We start from the raw sequence: 16,039 nt of genomic DNA, 5'->3' as shown, positions 1-16,039 counted from the left end.
GTTCTAACCGTCCTCGCCACTCACGAGTCAGGAAGGTGAAGCGGCCGCCGCCACTTCCGTCTCCCCGGTCAGCACGCGCCCGTAAGCGCGCAAGCAATCCGAAGCGACCCTGTCCCAGGAGTACCGCGCCCGCACCCGGTCGGCTCCGGCGAGCCCGAACGACTCGCACAACGAAGCGTCACCGAGGAGACGCCGCAGCGCGGCCGCCAGGTCGACGGGGTTGCGCGGAGGAACGAGCAACCCGGTGACCCCGTCGACGACGGTGTCGGTCAGCCCGCCGACGGCGGTCGCCACGACGGGGACACCGCAGGCCATCGCCTCCAGCGGCACGATGCCGAACGGTTCGTACCAAGGGGTGCAGACCACCGCGTCGGCGGAGCGCAGGAGGGCGGGCATCTGTTCGCGCGACACGAGCCCCGGCAGGCGTACGCGATCACTCACGCCGGCCCGGTCGGCGATCGCCCGCAACCGCCGGACCTCCGGCGCCTTGGCGAGCGGACCCGGATCCGGGCCGCCGACGATGACCAGTTCCGTGTCCGGCAACGAAGGAAGCGCGGCGATCGCGAGGTCGAAACCCTTGCGCGGGACCAGCCTGCCGACGCTGACGATCCGGCGTCGGGCCGTCCGGCGAGCCACTTCACCGTCCGGGGTGAACGTGGTCAGGTCGACACCACAAGGGACGACGGAGGCACGCGATCGCGGCAGCCCCATCCGCACGAGTTCGAAGACCTCGTCCGAGCAGGTCGCGATCACGCGGTCGGCCTGTTTGGCGATCATCCGCTCGAGCCGGATCCGTTCGGGCGGGCTGGTGTCGTCTTTGCCCTGGTAGCGGCGTTTCACCACACCCAGCGCGTGAAAGGTCTGGGCCACCGGGATGCCGAGGTCCTTCGCCGCGAGAATCGAAGCCAGGCCGGACATCCAGAAATGCGCGTGGACGACGTCCGGCCGGTCCTTGGCCCAGCGGGACCGGAGCACCCGGCCGAACTCGCCCATATGCGGCAGCAGTTCGTCCTTCGGCAGCTTTCTCGCCGGTCCCGCCGGCACGTGGACGACGCGGTAGCCGTCCGGCGTCTCGACGGTCGCGGGGACACGGCGGTTGTCGCGGCGCGTGTAGACGGTGACGTCGTGTCCCTGCCTGCTCAGCGCGGCGGAAAGCGCCGCGACGTGGACGTTCTGACCCCCGGCGTCGGCTCCGCCCATGGCGGCGAGCGGGCTCGCGTGCTCGGAAACCATCGCGATCCTCATCGGGTTCCTTCCCTCCGCGTCCGGCGGAATCAAGCGGTCACTTCGGCCAGCAGGGTGTCCCAGCGGGTGAGGAACGCGTCGAGCCCGTAGTGGCTCAACGCGAACTCCCGCGCCGCTTTCCCCGCCAGCACGGCGAAATCGGGTTCGTGGACGAGTTCGCGATACGCCTTCGCCAGCGCCTTGACGTCCGTCGAGACGGCGCCAGCGTCCGGCGGGATCGCGAGTACCGCTTCGGTGGTCGCCAGGGCCACGACCGGCATACCCAGATGCATCGCTTCGAGCAGCGAAAGGCCCAGCGACGTCCACCGCGCGGTGTGCAGGTAGACGCGGCGCCTGGCCACTTCGGCGTGCACTTCCCGGCTGCGCAGGTCGCCTCCCGGACGTACCGCCGGGTGACGGCCGTCGAGTTCTTCGACGGCGATCCCGTACACATCGACCGGCGCGATCTCCGCGAACGCGGGGAGCAGATCGGTTCCGGTGATCCGGCCCCGCCGCACGGGTTCGTTGATCAGGGCCGCGCCGTGGGGCAGTTCGCCGGTGTACCGTTCGCCGGGATCGGGGATCCCATGCGGCACGACCACCGTGGGCGCGAGGCCCGAGTCCCACATCAGTTCGTTGAAATGGGTCACGTGGACCAGCGGGATGTCGTCGCGATCGGACAGCGGATGCCGGGTGGTGGCCGCGTGCTCCCGGGGCGTGTTGTGCTCGACGTAGACGGCGGGCACTTCCTTGCCGGGGCGGCGGCGCAGCCACCGCGCGGCCAGGTGGATCTCCTCGGGCCGCTGGAGGACCACGACGTCGATGTCGAGATCCCGTAGTGCGTCGGCCGGGATCTCGTGGGCGGAGGGCCAGTCACGGCCGCTGAGTCCGCGGCCCCACGGCCCGCCTTCGGCGAGCAGCGGCAGGAAACACTGGTGGCCACCCCGGACGAAGGCTTCGGTCCACGAACCGTGCACATGCCACAGGAGAATCCGGAGCGGGGCCGTTTTCGTCATGACCGCCGAGTTGCCCGTGGTGGACGGACTAAACGTTTTCCGTTGTCTTACTTTGCTTCCGCTGGGAAACGCGAGTGGCGGCGATACCCACCACAAGCGCCGTGAAGGCGGTCAGTCCGTGGAGGACGTTGTCGGCCCAGTTGAGGTTGACCGCGTCACCGGCGGAATCCGTCCCCGCCGAGAGGACGCCGAAGGCGGTCAAACCCGTGAACGCGACGAAAACCAGCCAGCTGTAGGCCGGGATCGCGGACGGTTTGACCACCGCGACCAGACCGAGGACGCCGATCACGGTGCGGATGACGTCGAGCATGCCTGTCGCGCTGAAGATCCACAGCGTGTTCTCGCCGACCTCGTTCGCCTCGGGGAGGAAGAAGAAGCCGAGCACACCCAGGACAAGGTGGACCAGCGCGATGACCAGCACCACCGGTCGCAGAAGGAAGCCAGTCGTACGTAGGTTCATCGGAAGCCTCCGTTTCGCCGCGAGCCGATCGGGTACCCCGTGGTGCGGCCGTGAAACGCCTCCCGGTGATCCTCAACCGGACTGCGGGTCGGTGTCGTCGTGGGGATCGCCCGACGAGGTGCCCTGCTCGCCTCGGGTCTCTTCACGGTCTTCCTCGTCCAGTTTCTCGCTTTCGGTGGAATCGCCCTTCGCGGGTCCGGTGTCCATAACGGTCTCCTTCGCTCGCTTTCCTCGTGGTTACCCGTTTTCTCGCGTTCTAGTGATGGGTGAAGCCGTGACTCGCGTGATCAGGCACGTAACTCGCGTGATTGGAGACCGCACGCGGTGTTCCGCCTCTGATCACGCGAGTCACGGCTTCGATCACGCGAGTCACGGCGGACCATTGTGGACGTTTGACGCCGCACGACCGGGGAAGCCGTGAGCAACTACGGCGAACCGGAGGGAAAATGACCGCGATCTCCCAGGCAGCGACGATTCCACTCGCCCCGGCGCGGCCTTGGCTGCTGCGGCCGCCGGGGGTCTACCGCCCGCAGCACGACACCTGGTTCCTGGCGAGCGCGCTGAGCGCGTCGGGAATGCCCGCCGGGGCAAGGGTTCTCGACCTCTGCACCGGCACCGGCGCCCTCGCGCTGACGGCCGCGGCGCACGGTGCGAGATCGGTGACCGCGGTGGACATCTCCCGGCGGGCGCTGGCGGCGGTGTGGCTCAACGCGCGGCTGCGCCGGCTTCCCGTCCGGCCGCTTCGTGGCGGCCTGGCCGAGGCGGCTCGCGGTGGCCCGTTCGACGTCGTGCTGGCGAACCCGCCGTACGTGCCCTCACCTGTGCCCGCCACCGGGGCCGCGCGGGCGTGGGACGCCGGGCCGGACGGCCGGATCGTGCTCGACCAGGTCTGTGCCCAGGCGGCCGAATTGGTGGCGCCAGGCGGGTACCTGATGATGGTCCACTCCGCGGTCTCCGGCCCCGGCACGTCGTTGACGCAGCTGCGGGCGGCCGGATTGACGCCCGCGGTGGTGGCCACCCGATCGATCCCCTTCGGACCGGTCATGCGGGCACGGGCGGCCTTCCTCGAAGCGGCGGGCCTGATCGAGGCCGAGCAGTGTCACGAGGAACTGGTGGTGATCCGTGCCGACCGGCCGTAGGACCAGGGTCCGGATCGAACCCGGCGGGCCCCTCGTGGTGGAGGGGCCGGTCGAGGTCGTCACGGACGACGGCGAGACGGTGACCTCGGATCGTTTCGTGGTCGCCCTCTGCGCCTGCCGACGCAGCAAGCGCTACCCGTTCTGCGACACCAGCCACCGCCGCCGGTCACGGCAAGGGACGCAGCGGCCTGAGGAGTGAGCTCTTCCCGGCCGACCAGGCGCCCAGCAGGTGCTCGGTCAGCCGGGTTTCCAGCAGGTCGGTGGCCTGGACGCCCAGCGCGATATCCGCCGCCAGCCCGGGTTCCCGGTCGAGCAGATCGCCGACGACGTCGTGCCGCAGCACCTGTTCGTGCACCGCGTCGGCCTCGATGTGCTCGGTGTAGAAGTAGCGGCATTCCGGTGCCGCGCCGAGCCGTTCCAGCGCCTGGTCCATCCGCCTGGCGGCGGGCGCGGTGGTGATCTCGGCGGCGGCGAAATGCCCGACGAGCGCGCCGCGCAGGCCGCGGTGCAGCCCGAACAGCGACATCATGTTCACCGTCGCGAGCATGCACGCGGGGACATGGTCGAGGTAGGCGAGGTAGCCGTCCGACAGGCCGGCCGCGGTCAGCAGCTCCCCGAACAACCGGGAGTGCGCCTGATCGGCCCGCCCGCCGCCGAACTCGTCGAATTCCACGGCGACCAGCGCGGCCTTGGCCCTGCCCCGCAGGCGCGGGATCACCCACGCGTGGGGATCCGCCTCCTTGAGGTGGTAGATCGACCGCTGGGCGAAGTATTCCTCGACGTGCCACCATTCGCCCTCGTCACGCAGGAAATGGGAAACGCCGCCGCCTTCGACCGGTTCGACGAGCAACTCGTCCAGCAGCCCGCCGACGTCGTCCCCGCCGGGTACGGCGGCGCGGATTCCGTCGAGGACCACGTGCTCCAGGACCGACCGGAAGGCGAGCAGGCGGGAATCCCACTCCCACTCCGAGTCGACACCGTCGAAGCCCTGGTAATGGAGCTCGTAGCAGACGTGCAGCGCCAGCTGCAGGTCTTCGCCGAACGGGTCGGCGCCGGTCGCCACTTCGAGGTCGAAATCGTCTCTGCGCCCGCCGGCCAGGGTGTCCACCACGGCGGCCGAAAGCGGGCCGCGGATCTCGGGCAGCCTCGCGGCCACGTCACGGTCGATCGTCGTCATGCCGCCCGAGTACCCGCCCTAGCCGTGCGGAACCGTCTCTTCGGTCAGCATCCGCAACACCGCGATCTCCCCGTCGGCGGCGGCCCGGCGTTGCCGTTCGGCGCCGGTGCCTTCCCGTTCCAGACGGCCGAGCAGGGTGCGGACGAGGTCCGCGTCGCCCGTGTCCTCCAGCGCCTGCCGCGTACGCGCCAGCAACGCGGCGACCCGGTCGCCCACCGGGACCGGCTTTCCCGCCACCGGGTCGACGGCCGGCCCCGAAAGCCCGTGACGCGCGGCCGACCACACGGCCGCGGCGGCGATCTGCGGATCCAGCGGCACGGCCTCCACCCCGTGGTCCAGTTCGGTGAGGGCGGTGCGCACCAGCGCGCGGGTCAGGAGCCCCTGCAGGACGGCTTCGTCCACGGTGGACGCGGTGTCGGCGGCACGGACCTCGACCGTCGGCCACCGCGCGGACGGCCGCGCGAGCCAGAAGGTCTGGTTCTCGTCCACCAGGATCCCGCAGTCCACCAGCTTCCCGACCTGTTCCTCGTAAGCGGCGGCGTCCACGAAGTACGGGGCGATCCCCGAGCCGGGGAACCGGCTCTGCTCCACCATCCGCCAGCTCTCGTAGCCGGTGTCGCGGCCGCCCTCGAAGGGCGAGTTGCCCGACAACGCCAGCAACGTCGGCAGCCATTCACCCAGATGGTTCACCACGGCGACCGCGGTCTCCCGGTCGGGCACACCGATGTGCACGTGGCAACCGCAGGCCTCGTAAGCCTTGACCACGCCGGCGTACAGCGCGTCGACCTTGCCGAACCGGTCGACGGCGTCGTAGTCGCGCTCGGGTGACCGTCGTGGGGGAGTGCCGGCGGCGATGATGGCGCAATCCTCGCCCGCGGCCGCTTCGGCGAGTGTGCGGCGTCCCGCGGTCAGCTGCTCGTACAGTTCGCCGGCCGTGTCGCAGACGCCGGTGGCGGCCTCGATCTGGGTCGGCCGCAGTTCCCGGTGGACCGCCGCGCCGTCCGGCAGCGGACAGCAGATCCGATGCCGTTCGAGCACGGCCTCGGCCCGGGGGCAGCTCACCCCGGTCCGGGGATCGACCAGCAGGAACTCCTCTTCGACGCCGATCCCGGTCATCACCGCTCCCGCTTCTTCGGCAGCGCGCGCACGGCCGGCCCCTGGATCACCGACCCGTCCAGCCCGAACCTCGAACCGTGGCACGGGCAATCCCAGGTCTTCTCCGCGTTGTTGAACGCGACGAGGCAGCCGAGATGGGTGCAGTGGGCGCCGACGGCGTGCAGTTCGCCGCCCGGATCACGGTAAGCCGCGACGAGTTCGCCGCCGTCACGGGTCACCTTCGCCTCGCCGGGCACGAGTTCGTCCAGGGAAGCCGGTTTGCGCAACGCGCTGAGATGATCGCCCACCAGGAATTTCGCCACGGTGGCGTTGTTCTCCACGGTCGGAAGCACGGACCGGAGATCGAAGCGGTTCGGGTCGTACAGGCCCGCCGACGGGTTGTCGCGGCCGGTCAGCAGATCCGCGAGCAACAGCCCGGCCGCGGTGCCGCCGGTCATCCCCCACTGGCCGAAACCGGTGGCGACCCAGAGATGACGGCTCGCCGGGTGATAGCGCCCGACGTACGGCACGGAGTCCACAGTGGACAGATCGTGCGCGGACCACCGGTGGGTGACCCGGTGCACTCCGGCGTGCTCGCCCGCCCACGTGGCCAGCCGTTCGTACCGGCTCTCGACGTCGACGGAGTCACCGACCCGGTAGTGCTCGCCGCCCACGACCGCGTACGGGACACCGTCGTTGAGGTAGCTCCGCACGGAGTGATGGGTGTCGGCGTCCAGGTACATTCCCTCGGGCGGGTGATTCCCCGCGACCGGCCCGGCGACCACCAGATCGCGGACCGGGTCGAGCCGGGCGAAGAACAGGCCGCGGTCGAACACGGGATAATGGGTCGCCACCACGACCTCGCCGGCGCGCACGTCACCCGAACCGGTGCGCACCTTGGTCCCGCCGAGTTCGTCGAGACCTTCCGCGCGTACACCCTCGACGATCGTCCCGCCCGCGCGTTCGATCTCGCCGGCCAGCGCGAGCAGCCAGCGGCGCGGGTGGAAATGCGCCTGCGACGCGAACTTGACCGCACCCAGGGCGGGCACGTCGAGGTCGACCTCGGTGACGTAGGTGGCCGGAAGGCCCGCCTCCGCGGCCGCTTCCGCCTCCCGTTCGAGGCTTTCGACCGTTTCGGGCCTGGTCGTGCAGACGAAGCTGTCGGCCCGGGTGAATCCGCAGTCGATGCCGAGTTCGGCCGTGGCCGCCGCGATCCAGTCCAGGGCGGCGGCCTGCGTGTACGCGTACATCGCGGCGGCTTCGGTGCCCTTGGCCTTGGCCAGCGTGGCGTACTTGAGCCCGTGCTGGGTGCTGATCTTCGCGGTGGTGTGGCCGGAGACCCCCGCCGCGATCCGGCCGGCCTCCAGCACCAGTACCGAGCGCCCGGCCCTCGCCAGCCGGTACGCCGTGGTGAGCCCGGCGATACCGCCGCCGAGGACGGCGACGTCGACCTCCGGCGGCAACGGCGTGCCGGTGCGATCGGGAGCGGGAGCCGTGTCTAGCCACAATGAACGCGTACCGGGCAACTCCGTCATGAGGGCCGGATTCCCTGGGGGCGTGACGGGCAAACCACGGCCGTCCTGGTTTTCCGCCCCACCCGAACGGGTAGCACTGCCCTATGACCACATCCTCCAGGCCCCCAGAGGAAAAGAACATCTTCGTCATCGGTCTCGACGACGCCAACGACGAGGTGCTGAGACGAATCCCCGGTGCCGGCCGGTATCGCTTCCACGCCCTCCTCTCGCCGGAGGAGCTCCAGCACGGCGAGATCCCGATCGTCGAGCTCGTGGAGAAGGCGGAGGCGCATTTGGACGCCTTCTCCGGACCGATCGACGCGATCGTCAGTTACTGGGACTTCCCGTCCTCGACGATGGTGGCGATGCTGTGCGACAAGTACGGGCTCCCGGGGGTCTCCCTCGAAGCGGTGCTCAAATGCGAGCACAAGTACTGGAGCCGTCTCGAACAGGCGAAGGTGATCGACGAAGTGCCGTCGTTCGGCATCGTCGATCTGGACGAGGACGACCCCCGACCGCCCGAAGGCGTCGGCTACCCCATGTGGCTCAAGCCGGTGAAGTCGTTCTCCTCGGAGCTGGCCTTCCACGTCGCCGACGACGACGAGTTCGACAAGGCGGTCGCCGAGATCCGGGCGGGCGTGGACAGGGTCGGCAAACCCTTCGAGCGCGTCCTCGCCACGGTCGACCTCCCCGAAGAGGTGGCGAACGCCGGTGGAGCCGCGTGCCTCGCCGAAGGGGAGCTCAACGGCGTGCAGGCCGCGACCGAAGGCTACGTCTACAAAGGACAGGTCACGATCTACGGTGTGCTCGATTCGATCAACTATCCCGATTCGACGTCCTTCCTGCGGCACCAGTACCCGTCGCAGCTGCCCGTGGACGCCGTCGAGCGGATGAAGGAGATCTCCGTCCGGGTGATGGAGCAGATCGGCTTCGACAACGCGACGTTCAGCATCGAGTTCTTCTGTCACCCCGAATCCGGGCAGGCCTGCCTGCTGGAGATCAACCCGCGGCATTCGCAGTCCCACGCGGAGCTGTTCGAATACGTGGACGGGGTGGCGAACCACCAGATCATGGTGCGGCTGGGCCTCGGACAGGATCCCGGAGCGCGCCGGAACCGGGGCGACTACCGGATCGCGGGCAAGTGGTACTACCGCCGCTTCCGCGACGCCTTGGTCACCCGGGTGCCCACCCGCGCCGAGATCGCGGACCTGGAGGCGGAGATCCCCGGGGTGAAGATCGAACCGGTGGCCGAGAAGGGGGTCCGGCTGTCCGAACTGCCCGAACAGGACAGCTACAGCTACGAACTCGCGCATGTCTTCGTCGCGGCGCAGACCGAACGGGAGATGGAGAGCAAGTACCGCCGGTGCGTCGAAGCGCTGCGGTTCGACTTCGAGGAGGGATAGCCCATGCGGACGGTGGCTTCGCTGCCGTACGAGATCACCGAGGAGGACCACGTCTGGATCCCGGTTTCCGACGGCGTGCGGTTGTCGGCGCGGATCTGGCGGCCGGTCGCCTCGGACAGCGAGCCGGTCCCGGCGATCTTGGAGTACATCCCGTACCGGCACCGCGACCTGACCTCGGTGCGGGACTCGGTGCACCATCCGTACCTGGCGGGGCACGGCTACGCCTGCGTCCGCGTCGACATCCGCGGTTCGGGGGAGTCGGAAGGGATCCTCGCCGACGAATACCTCGAACGGGAGCAACTCGACGCCGAGGACGTCCTCGAATGGATCGCCGCGCAGCCGTGGTGTTCCGGCCGGACCGGAATGATGGGCATCTCCTGGGGCGGGTTCGCCGCCCTCCAGGTGGCGGCGCGGAAACCGCCGAGCCTGACCGCGATCGCGATCTCCTCGTTCACCGACGACCGGTACGCCGACGACATGCACTACATGGGCGGCTGCCTGCTGTCGGACAACGTCGCCGAAGCCTCCACGATGTTCGCCTACGCCACATTGCCGCCCGACCCCGCGCTGGCGGGGGAGCGGTGGCGCGAACTGTGGCACGAACGGCTGGAGAACTGCGGGCTCTGGGTGGGCGAATGGCTGAGCCACCAGCGACGCGACGAGTACTGGCGGCACGCGTCGGTCTGCGAGAACTACAGCGATGTCCAGGTGCCCGTCCTCGCCTCCAGCGGCTGGGCGGACGGGTACTCGAACGCGGTCTCGCGGCTGCTGGCCAATCTCGACGTGCCCCGGCGCGGGCTGATCGGCCCGTGGTCGCACAAGTACCCGCATCTCGGGCGGCCCGGACCCGCCATCGGCTATCTGCAGGAGCTGGTCCGCTGGTGGGACCACTGGTTGAAGGACGCCGAAAACGGTGTCATGGACGGGCCGATGCTGCAGACCTGGATGCAGGACAGCGTGCCGCCGTCGACCTCGTACGAGGACCGCCCCGGCCGCTGGGTGGGGGAGCCGTCCTGGCCTTCGCCGCATGTGCGCCCGTCCGAGCATCGGCTCGCCCGGCACCGGATCGCGCGGCCCGGCGAGGAGGTCCCGGCGGAGGACCTGCCGGTGGAATCGCCGCTCTCGGTCGGCCAGTTCGCCGGTAAGTGGGCTTCCTACAGCGCCCCGCCCGACCTGCCGTACGACCAGCGGGAGGAGGACGGCGGCTCGCTCGTCTTCGACACCGACGAGCTCGCCGAGCCGTGCGAGATCCTCGGTTCGCCGGTGGTGGATCTGGAGGTATCGGCGGCCGAACCGGTGGCGCAGGTCGCCGTCCGGCTGTCCGACGTCGCGCCGGACGGCAGGGCCACGCGAGTGACCTACGGCCTGCTGAACCTGACCCACCGGGACGGGCACGACGACCCGGAGCCGCTCGAACCGGGCACGCGCTACCGCGTGCGTGTCGAGCTGAACGCCGTCGCGCAGGCCTTCCCCGCCGGGCACCGGATCCGGCTGTCGATCTCGTCGTCGTACTGGCCGCTGGCGTGGCCGCCGCCGGTACCGGCGAGGGTGACCGTCCACACCGGACAGAGCACGCTGACGCTGCCGGTGCGGCCGATGGCGGAGGCGGACGAAGTCCCGGCGCGGCCGTTCGGTGAACCCGAAGGCGCGGAACCGCTCCCGGCGACCCAGCTCGAACCCGGCGAGCAGCGCTGGACCGTCTCCCGTGACCTGATCGACTATCGTTCCGCGCTCGACATCGTGAAGAACGAGGGCAAGGTCCGGTTCGAGGACATCGACCTCGACGTCACGAGGAACGTGTTCGAGCGGTACTCGTGGGTGGCCGACGATTTCTGTTCCCCGGTGGCGGAGACGGCGTGGTCGATGACGTTCGCCCGCGGGGACTGGGAAGCCAGGTCCGAGACCCGGACCCGGGTTTCGTGCACTCCCACCGAGTTCGTGATCGACGCGCGACTCGACGCTTATGAAGGTGAGCGAAGGACATTTTCCCGCAACTGGCATCGGACGGTTCCCCGTGATCAGGTCTAAGACGAGTCTCACGGCGAAGACGCTGCTCGCGTGGCTGCGCCTCACCAACCGGAAGCGCACCTATGCCGAGCTCGACCGCTTCCGCCGGAGCATCGAAAGCAGCCAGGCGAAAGGCGATCAGGGTCCGATCCGCTCGATCCGGCGCCGGTTCGACGTCCGCCGGTCCGAAGTGGACGGACGGCCCTGCTACACGATCCGCCCGCGCCGCGGTGGGAACGGGAAACACGTGCTGTACTTCCATGGCGGTGCTTACGTGCACCAGATCCAGCACGACCACTGGCGGTTCTTCGGACGGCTGATCGACCGCACCGGCTGCGCGGTCACCGTGCCGATCTACCCGCTGGCCCCGGAGCATCACTGCCCGGAGACCACCGCGTTCGTCCGCCGCGCCTACGATGGGTTCGCCGCGGGTGTCGCTCCGGAGGAGCAGATCGTGATGGGGGACTCCGCCGGCGCGGGGATCGCACTGGCGCTCACCAAGGCGTTGCGGGACGAGGGCGAGCCGGTGCAGAAGGAGACCGTCCTGCTGTCGCCTTGGCTGGATCTGACGATGAGCCACCCGGCGCAGCCCGTACTGGACCGGCGCGACCCGTACCTCGCGCTCACCGGACTGAACGAGGCGGCGAGACTCTACAGTGGACGGTTGACCCGCACCGACCCCCGGCTCAGCCCGCTGTTGGGTGACCTTTCCGGGCTCGGGTCACTGACCGTCTACATCGGAACCAAGGACGTCCTGCTCGCCGACGCCCGGCGCCTCCACACGCTGTGCACCGAGCAGGGAGTGCCGTTGGGGTATCACGAATACGAGGGGATGATCCACGCGTGGATGCTGGCCTCGATCCCGGAAGCGAAGCTGGCGCTGGAGGGGATCGCGCATCTCGTCGATCGATCGCTCGTGAAATCGGTGTAGCCGCGTGAGGAGTGGGTAACCGGAAGGCAACGGACGACGCAGCGAGGTTGTACGTCCGCCGTCCGTGAGGTGGACCGGCGTGGGCAACCCCGGCGGGGCAGGGACGCCGGCGCGCCGGTCACCGTGTCCACCTTCGCCAGGAGAGCTCGATGGAACGGTTGGAGTCACTGGGAGAACTCGCCGCGCTGGTCCGGCGGCGGGAAGGTCTGTACGTGCGCTGGGCGCCGACTCCCGAGCATCGCCCCGGCACGAGCCGGGACGAACTGACCGGGGCGGAACTACCGGGGCTCTCGGTGAACCCCCTCGATCCCGAACCGTGGTGGCGGGATCAGCCGCTCGAACTCTGGCTGGCGAGGCGGCTCTACGACTACTGCCACCTCAGCCACGAACGTCGCCGTGAGACCAAGCCGTGGGTGCTGGCGGGCCGGATCGTGGGGTCGGGGCCGGACAACGAGCCACTGCTGACCGATCCCGAACCCGTCGGCAGGATCTCCACCGCGGTCCTCGGCGAGGCCCGGGATCTGTTGCGGGACCGGGCGCGGCACCACGCGGACTGGGGCCCGTTGCGCCGTCCGCCCGAGCTCGGCCGGACCTGAAGCCGTAAGTCACGTGATCGGAACCGGAACTCGCGTGATTGAAGCCGGAACTCACGTCATACGGCTCCAATCACGCGAGTTCCGCTTTCCAGCACGCGAGTTACGGCTTCAAGCACGGGCGGGGCGGGACCTGACACCATGGGCTCATGGATGTCGCCTGGCCCGAACGGCGTGAGGATGTGCTCTCCGCACTCAGAGTGCTCGCAGCAGAGCCTCCTGTACTGGACGGCAGGGGCCGGGACACCCGGTGGCCGGACCTCACCAATGCCGTCCACTGGTTGGTGGACGACACCCCGTGGGACTTGGTGGATCCGGTCGGGGCAATCGGGACGATCCTCCGTGACAGCCATGAAGCCGATGCGATTCGGGAGGTCGTGGCCGCGGTCGTCGCCGTGTCGGACCGCCAAGGTCCGACGAGCCCGGATGCGGCCTGGTTCGGTGACAGTGGCTGGAGCGAGGTTCGGCGGCTCGCTACGAAAGCGCTCACCTGCCTGACACGGCGACATCGGGAACACTGAGCGCCGTCAGCCTGGCCGGACCGCCAGCAGGTCCACCACGTCTTCAGCGGCACGTCGCTTCTCGAATCGCGCCCGTTGCCGGTCGGCCCCGCCGCCCTCGGCGGCGAGCCGGGCACAGCCGTCGCGGACGAAGTCGAGGTCTCCGGTCTCGGCCAGGGCACCGGCCGCGAAGGTGACGACGTCGTCGAGCACGTCACGCGCCGGCGCGAGATCGCCGGTCCGGAAATGCGGGCAGCGGCCGGAAAGTCCTTCCCGCGACGCGCGCCAGATCTGTGCGCGCAGGACCTCGTTGGACAGCTTCGAGGGGCGGTCCTCCGAGGCCAGGATCGTGCCGACCAGGCCGCGGATCAGCACTCCGTAGAGGACCGCCTCGCCGACGGTGGCCGCGACGTCGCCGAGCCGGAACTCCACCGTCGGCTGTTTCTCGGAAAGCCTCACGTCCCAATAGATCATCGCGCGATCGAGGATGGCGCCCGCCCGGAGCCAGCCGTCGACGATGCTTTCGTAGTGGTCCAGCGAGCCGAACAGCGGCGGCGAACCCGCCGAGGGCCAGCGGTTCCACTGCTGGTAGCGCCAGCTGGCGTACCCGGTGTCGTATCCGTCGCAGATCGCGGAATTGGCGGTCACGGTCAGCAACGCGGGCAGGAAGGGCCGCACGTGGTCGATCACCCGGATCCCGGTTTCCCGGTCGGGGACGGCGATGTGGACGTGGCAGCCGCAGGTGTGCGACGTCCGCGCGGTCGCCCCGAAATGTTCGGACATCCGCTCGTAGCGCGGATTCGGGGTGATGGCGGGCAGCACCGTTTCCGCGAGCGGTGCGCTGCCGCTGGGCAGCAGGCGGCAGCCACGCCTCGCGGCGCCTTCGGCCAGCTCCGTCCGCATCGTCGTCAGCTGTCGCTCGGCGTCGTCGCGTGTCGTGCAGATACCGGTGGCCGATTCGGCCTGGGAGCGGGTGAGCTCCTGCTGCAGCTCGCCTTGTTCCTCGTCCGCGGCGTCGACGACGGCGTCGCCCGCCGGGGAAAGGTGACCTTCCCGGTCCACCACGAAGAACTCTTCCTCGACCCCGAAAGTGAGCACGTCGTTGTTCACAACCGGTGATACCCCCGGCCATCTCGGCACAAACTTGTTTTCGCAGGTCGTGGACGGGGTATTTCAGGGCAATGAGTCCGAAGTCGGAGGAGCCACCGTATCTGCTGGCCGCACAGGCCGGATCGGTCGTGCGTCACCTGTACAGCAGGTTGCGGGCCGGTGACCCGGCCTCGCCCGCCGACCTGTGCCGGACCATCGGGGCGTTGCAGCAGCTCGCCGACGACCTCACCGAGGTCCTGCCCGGCTTGCAGGCGCAGCTCGAGGACAGCCTGCTGGCGGGCCGGGTCGGCGCGGGCGACACGGCGGGCGAGGCGTGGGACAAGGTCGCCGCAGTCGGTTACGCCCTCGCCCAGGCCCGCACGGGCGGTCTCCTGCTGGCCGCGGAACTGCGGGTGTCGCGGCGTACGCTCGGAGAGCTCGCTTCTTCGTGACCCTCAGCCGACCGGCTGAGCACGGACCACCGCGACCGGGCAATGCGCGTGGTGCAGCGCGTCGTCGCTGACCGAGCCCAGCAGCAGCCGCCGGAGATCGCCGTGATCGCTCCGGCCCAGCACCAGCAGCGCGGCCTCGCTGGATTGCACGGTGAGCGCCTGCGCGGCCGGCCCCACGCCGTGCACCATCTCCACGGCGACGTCCGGGTAGCGCTCCCGCCACGGCTCGAGCTGCCGGGCGACGAGTTCGTCGGCGACCTCCTGGGGAATGCCGGGCGCCGGATCCAGCACGGGCCCGCCGAGCAGCGGCTCGCTCGCGGGACCCCAGAGCGGGATCCGCGCGACGTGGACCGCGTGCACGGTGAGCCCGTGCCGGGCGGCGAAGTCGAACGCGAACCCGGCCGCTTGCGCGCTCTGCTCCGAGCCGTCGGTACCGAGGATCACCGGCCCGCCCGGAGACGGCTCGTCCCCGCGCACGACCACGACGGGGCGTCCGGCGGTCTTGGTCACGCCGGATTCCGTCGAGCCGAGGACCGCCCTGGTGAACAACCCCGTATGGGATTCGCCCAGCACGATCATCGCCGCGTCCGCCTCGTCGGCGACCGAGGTCAGGACCTGCTCCGGGGTACCTCCGCGGACGACCGTGCGGACGTCGAGGCCCGGTTCGGAGCGTTTCAGCGCTTCGGCCATCGAGGCGAGCTGTCGCTGGGCCGGTTCCACTTCCGCTGCTTCGTCGGCGGCCTGAGGGACCGCTTCGTTCAGCGGTGTCGCGACCGGGTCCGACCCCGGCGGGGGCAGCCGGTCGCGGGTGCAGTACGCGAGGACCAGGCCGAGGCCACGGGTCTTCGCCTCGGCGACCGCCCAGCGGACGGCGCGCCTGGCCTCGGGCGATCCGTCGAAACCGGTCACCACCGGCCCGTGCCGGGTTTGTTCAGCGGACATGGGTATCACCTCCGACCCGCTGGTGATACCCGCTTTCCGGGGTCTTCAAGCGGACGTCCGGTTTCGCCGGACCGGATGCCTGGGTACCTCTCACCTATGACTTCCCTGTCGACGCCCCGCGCGCTTGACGAGAAGCGCGCCTTCTCAGCGGCCTCCGAACGGCGGGCGCTCGAAGAGCCACGCGGACGTCTCCGGCTGCACGTGAGCAGGCCGACCAGGGGGACCACCGTCGTCAAGATGAACGGAGAGGTCGACCTCGGGACCGCGCCTCATCTCTGGGAGATGCTCGACCAGCGGCTCCACGGCAGCGGCACCACCCTGATCGTCAACCTGTCCGAGCTCGAGTTCTTCGGGGTGACGGGCATCCGGGCACTCGAACGCGCTCAGCTGCTCGCCGACGAAACCGGGACGGATTTGTTCGTCTTCGCGGGTGAGTGCCGTTCCGCGTGCCGCCTGCTCGGCCTTTGCGAGAGCGGAACCATCCACGTGCTGTGACG

General features: G+C 69.7%; 18 protein-coding genes. 9 read left to right on the top strand and 9 right to left on the bottom strand.

Translation table 11 applies throughout. From position 1 onward, the window contains the following. Positions 1-27 precede the first annotated feature (27 nt). From ACFWIW_RS32955 to ACFWIW_RS32940, 4 genes are all read right to left on the bottom strand, one after another. Positions 28-1,245, bottom strand: a complete 1,218-nt coding sequence (locus ACFWIW_RS32955) for a glycosyltransferase (RefSeq protein WP_378372055.1) — start codon at positions 1,243-1,245, stop codon at positions 28-30. Positions 1,246-1,274: 29 nt separating this feature from the next. After that, positions 1,275-2,240: a glycosyltransferase gene (locus ACFWIW_RS32950; protein WP_378372054.1), complete on the bottom strand. Its 966-nt coding sequence runs from the start codon at positions 2,238-2,240 to the stop codon at positions 1,275-1,277. Positions 2,241-2,268: 28 nt separating this feature from the next. Continuing rightward, a complete protein-coding gene (locus ACFWIW_RS32945; protein WP_378372053.1) occupies positions 2,269-2,700 on the bottom strand; it encodes a DUF4383 domain-containing protein in 432 nt (143 codons plus the stop codon). A 72-nt stretch (positions 2,701-2,772) separates the two neighbouring features. Further along, positions 2,773-2,907 (bottom strand): hypothetical protein, encoded by a 135-nt coding sequence (locus ACFWIW_RS32940; protein WP_378372052.1) that lies wholly within the window; start codon positions 2,905-2,907, stop codon positions 2,773-2,775. A gap of 239 nt (positions 2,908-3,146) precedes the next feature. Between ACFWIW_RS32940 and ACFWIW_RS32935 the strand changes: the two genes are divergently transcribed. Further along, complete coding sequence (locus tag ACFWIW_RS32935; protein WP_378372051.1) at positions 3,147-3,839, top strand: methyltransferase; 693 nt, start codon at positions 3,147-3,149, stop codon at positions 3,837-3,839. Beyond that, positions 3,823-4,038: a CDGSH iron-sulfur domain-containing protein gene (locus tag ACFWIW_RS32930; RefSeq protein WP_378372050.1), complete on the top strand. Its 216-nt coding sequence runs from the start codon at positions 3,823-3,825 to the stop codon at positions 4,036-4,038. Before ACFWIW_RS32935 ends, ACFWIW_RS32930 begins: the two co-directional genes overlap by 17 nt. Here the strand turns inward: ACFWIW_RS32930 and ACFWIW_RS32925 are convergent. Genes ACFWIW_RS32925 through ACFWIW_RS32915 form a run of 3 tightly spaced genes read right to left on the bottom strand, consistent with a single transcriptional unit; the run spans position 4,006 to position 7,646 of the window. After that, entirely contained in the window at positions 4,006-5,016 is a 1,011-nt protein-coding gene (locus tag ACFWIW_RS32925) for an iron-containing redox enzyme family protein (protein WP_378372049.1), read from the bottom strand. The genes ACFWIW_RS32930 and ACFWIW_RS32925 overlap by 33 nt on opposite strands. A gap of 18 nt (positions 5,017-5,034) precedes the next feature. Continuing rightward, on the bottom strand, positions 5,035-6,132 hold the full coding sequence (locus ACFWIW_RS32920) for a glutamate--cysteine ligase (protein WP_378372048.1): 1,098 nt from the start codon (positions 6,130-6,132) through the stop codon (positions 5,035-5,037). Next, positions 6,132-7,646, bottom strand: coding sequence for an FAD-dependent oxidoreductase (locus ACFWIW_RS32915; protein WP_378372047.1), 1,515 nt, complete (start codon positions 7,644-7,646; stop codon positions 6,132-6,134). The genes ACFWIW_RS32920 and ACFWIW_RS32915 overlap by 1 nt, the downstream gene beginning before the upstream one ends. Before the next feature lie 83 nt (positions 7,647-7,729). Here ACFWIW_RS32915 and ACFWIW_RS32910 point away from each other — a divergent pair, with 83 nt between their 5' ends. From ACFWIW_RS32910 to ACFWIW_RS32890, 5 genes are all read left to right on the top strand, one after another. After that, a complete protein-coding gene (locus tag ACFWIW_RS32910; RefSeq protein ID WP_378372046.1) occupies positions 7,730-9,028 on the top strand; it encodes an acetyl-CoA carboxylase biotin carboxylase subunit family protein in 1,299 nt (432 codons plus the stop codon). A 3-nt stretch (positions 9,029-9,031) separates the two neighbouring features. Next, entirely contained in the window at positions 9,032-11,056 is a 2,025-nt protein-coding gene (locus ACFWIW_RS32905; protein ID WP_378372045.1) for a CocE/NonD family hydrolase, read from the top strand. Beyond that, a complete protein-coding gene (locus ACFWIW_RS32900; RefSeq protein ID WP_378372044.1) occupies positions 11,043-11,966 on the top strand; it encodes an alpha/beta hydrolase in 924 nt (307 codons plus the stop codon). Before ACFWIW_RS32905 ends, ACFWIW_RS32900 begins: the two co-directional genes overlap by 14 nt. A gap of 149 nt (positions 11,967-12,115) precedes the next feature. After that, positions 12,116-12,562 carry a DUF6098 family protein gene (locus ACFWIW_RS32895; protein WP_378372043.1) on the top strand — a complete coding sequence of 149 codons (447 nt, stop codon included), beginning with the start codon at positions 12,116-12,118 and terminating at the stop codon, positions 12,560-12,562. 146 nt (positions 12,563-12,708) lie between these two features. Continuing rightward, on the top strand, positions 12,709-13,080 hold the full coding sequence (locus ACFWIW_RS32890) for a hypothetical protein (protein ID WP_378372042.1): 372 nt from the start codon (positions 12,709-12,711) through the stop codon (positions 13,078-13,080). A 6-nt stretch (positions 13,081-13,086) separates the two neighbouring features. On the opposite strand, the gene ACFWIW_RS32885 is transcribed toward ACFWIW_RS32890, so the two are convergent. Further along, the gene (locus ACFWIW_RS32885; RefSeq protein WP_378372041.1) at positions 13,087-14,169 is read right to left on the bottom strand and encodes a glutamate--cysteine ligase; all 1,083 of its coding nucleotides are present in this window, start codon (positions 14,167-14,169) and stop codon (positions 13,087-13,089) included. A gap of 71 nt (positions 14,170-14,240) precedes the next feature. Here ACFWIW_RS32885 and ACFWIW_RS32880 point away from each other — a divergent pair, with 71 nt between their 5' ends. Then, on the top strand, positions 14,241-14,600 hold the full coding sequence (locus ACFWIW_RS32880) for a hypothetical protein (RefSeq protein ID WP_378372040.1): 360 nt from the start codon (positions 14,241-14,243) through the stop codon (positions 14,598-14,600). Positions 14,601-14,603: 3 nt separating this feature from the next. Here the strand turns inward: ACFWIW_RS32880 and ACFWIW_RS32875 are convergent, their stop codons facing one another. Next, positions 14,604-15,542: a universal stress protein gene (locus ACFWIW_RS32875; protein WP_378372039.1), complete on the bottom strand. Its 939-nt coding sequence runs from the start codon at positions 15,540-15,542 to the stop codon at positions 14,604-14,606. Between the two features lie 96 nt (positions 15,543-15,638). Here ACFWIW_RS32875 and ACFWIW_RS32870 point away from each other — a divergent pair, with 96 nt between their 5' ends. After that, a complete protein-coding gene (locus tag ACFWIW_RS32870; protein ID WP_378372038.1) occupies positions 15,639-16,037 on the top strand; it encodes an STAS domain-containing protein in 399 nt (132 codons plus the stop codon). The last annotated feature ends 2 nt before the right edge of the window (positions 16,038-16,039 follow it).

Source organism: Amycolatopsis sp. NPDC058340 (assembly GCF_042723975.1).
Taxonomy (GTDB): domain Bacteria; phylum Actinomycetota; class Actinomycetes; order Mycobacteriales; family Pseudonocardiaceae; genus Amycolatopsis.
The sequence above is the reverse complement of the archived record's forward strand: the minus strand, read 5'-3'. Positions and strand labels throughout refer to the sequence as shown.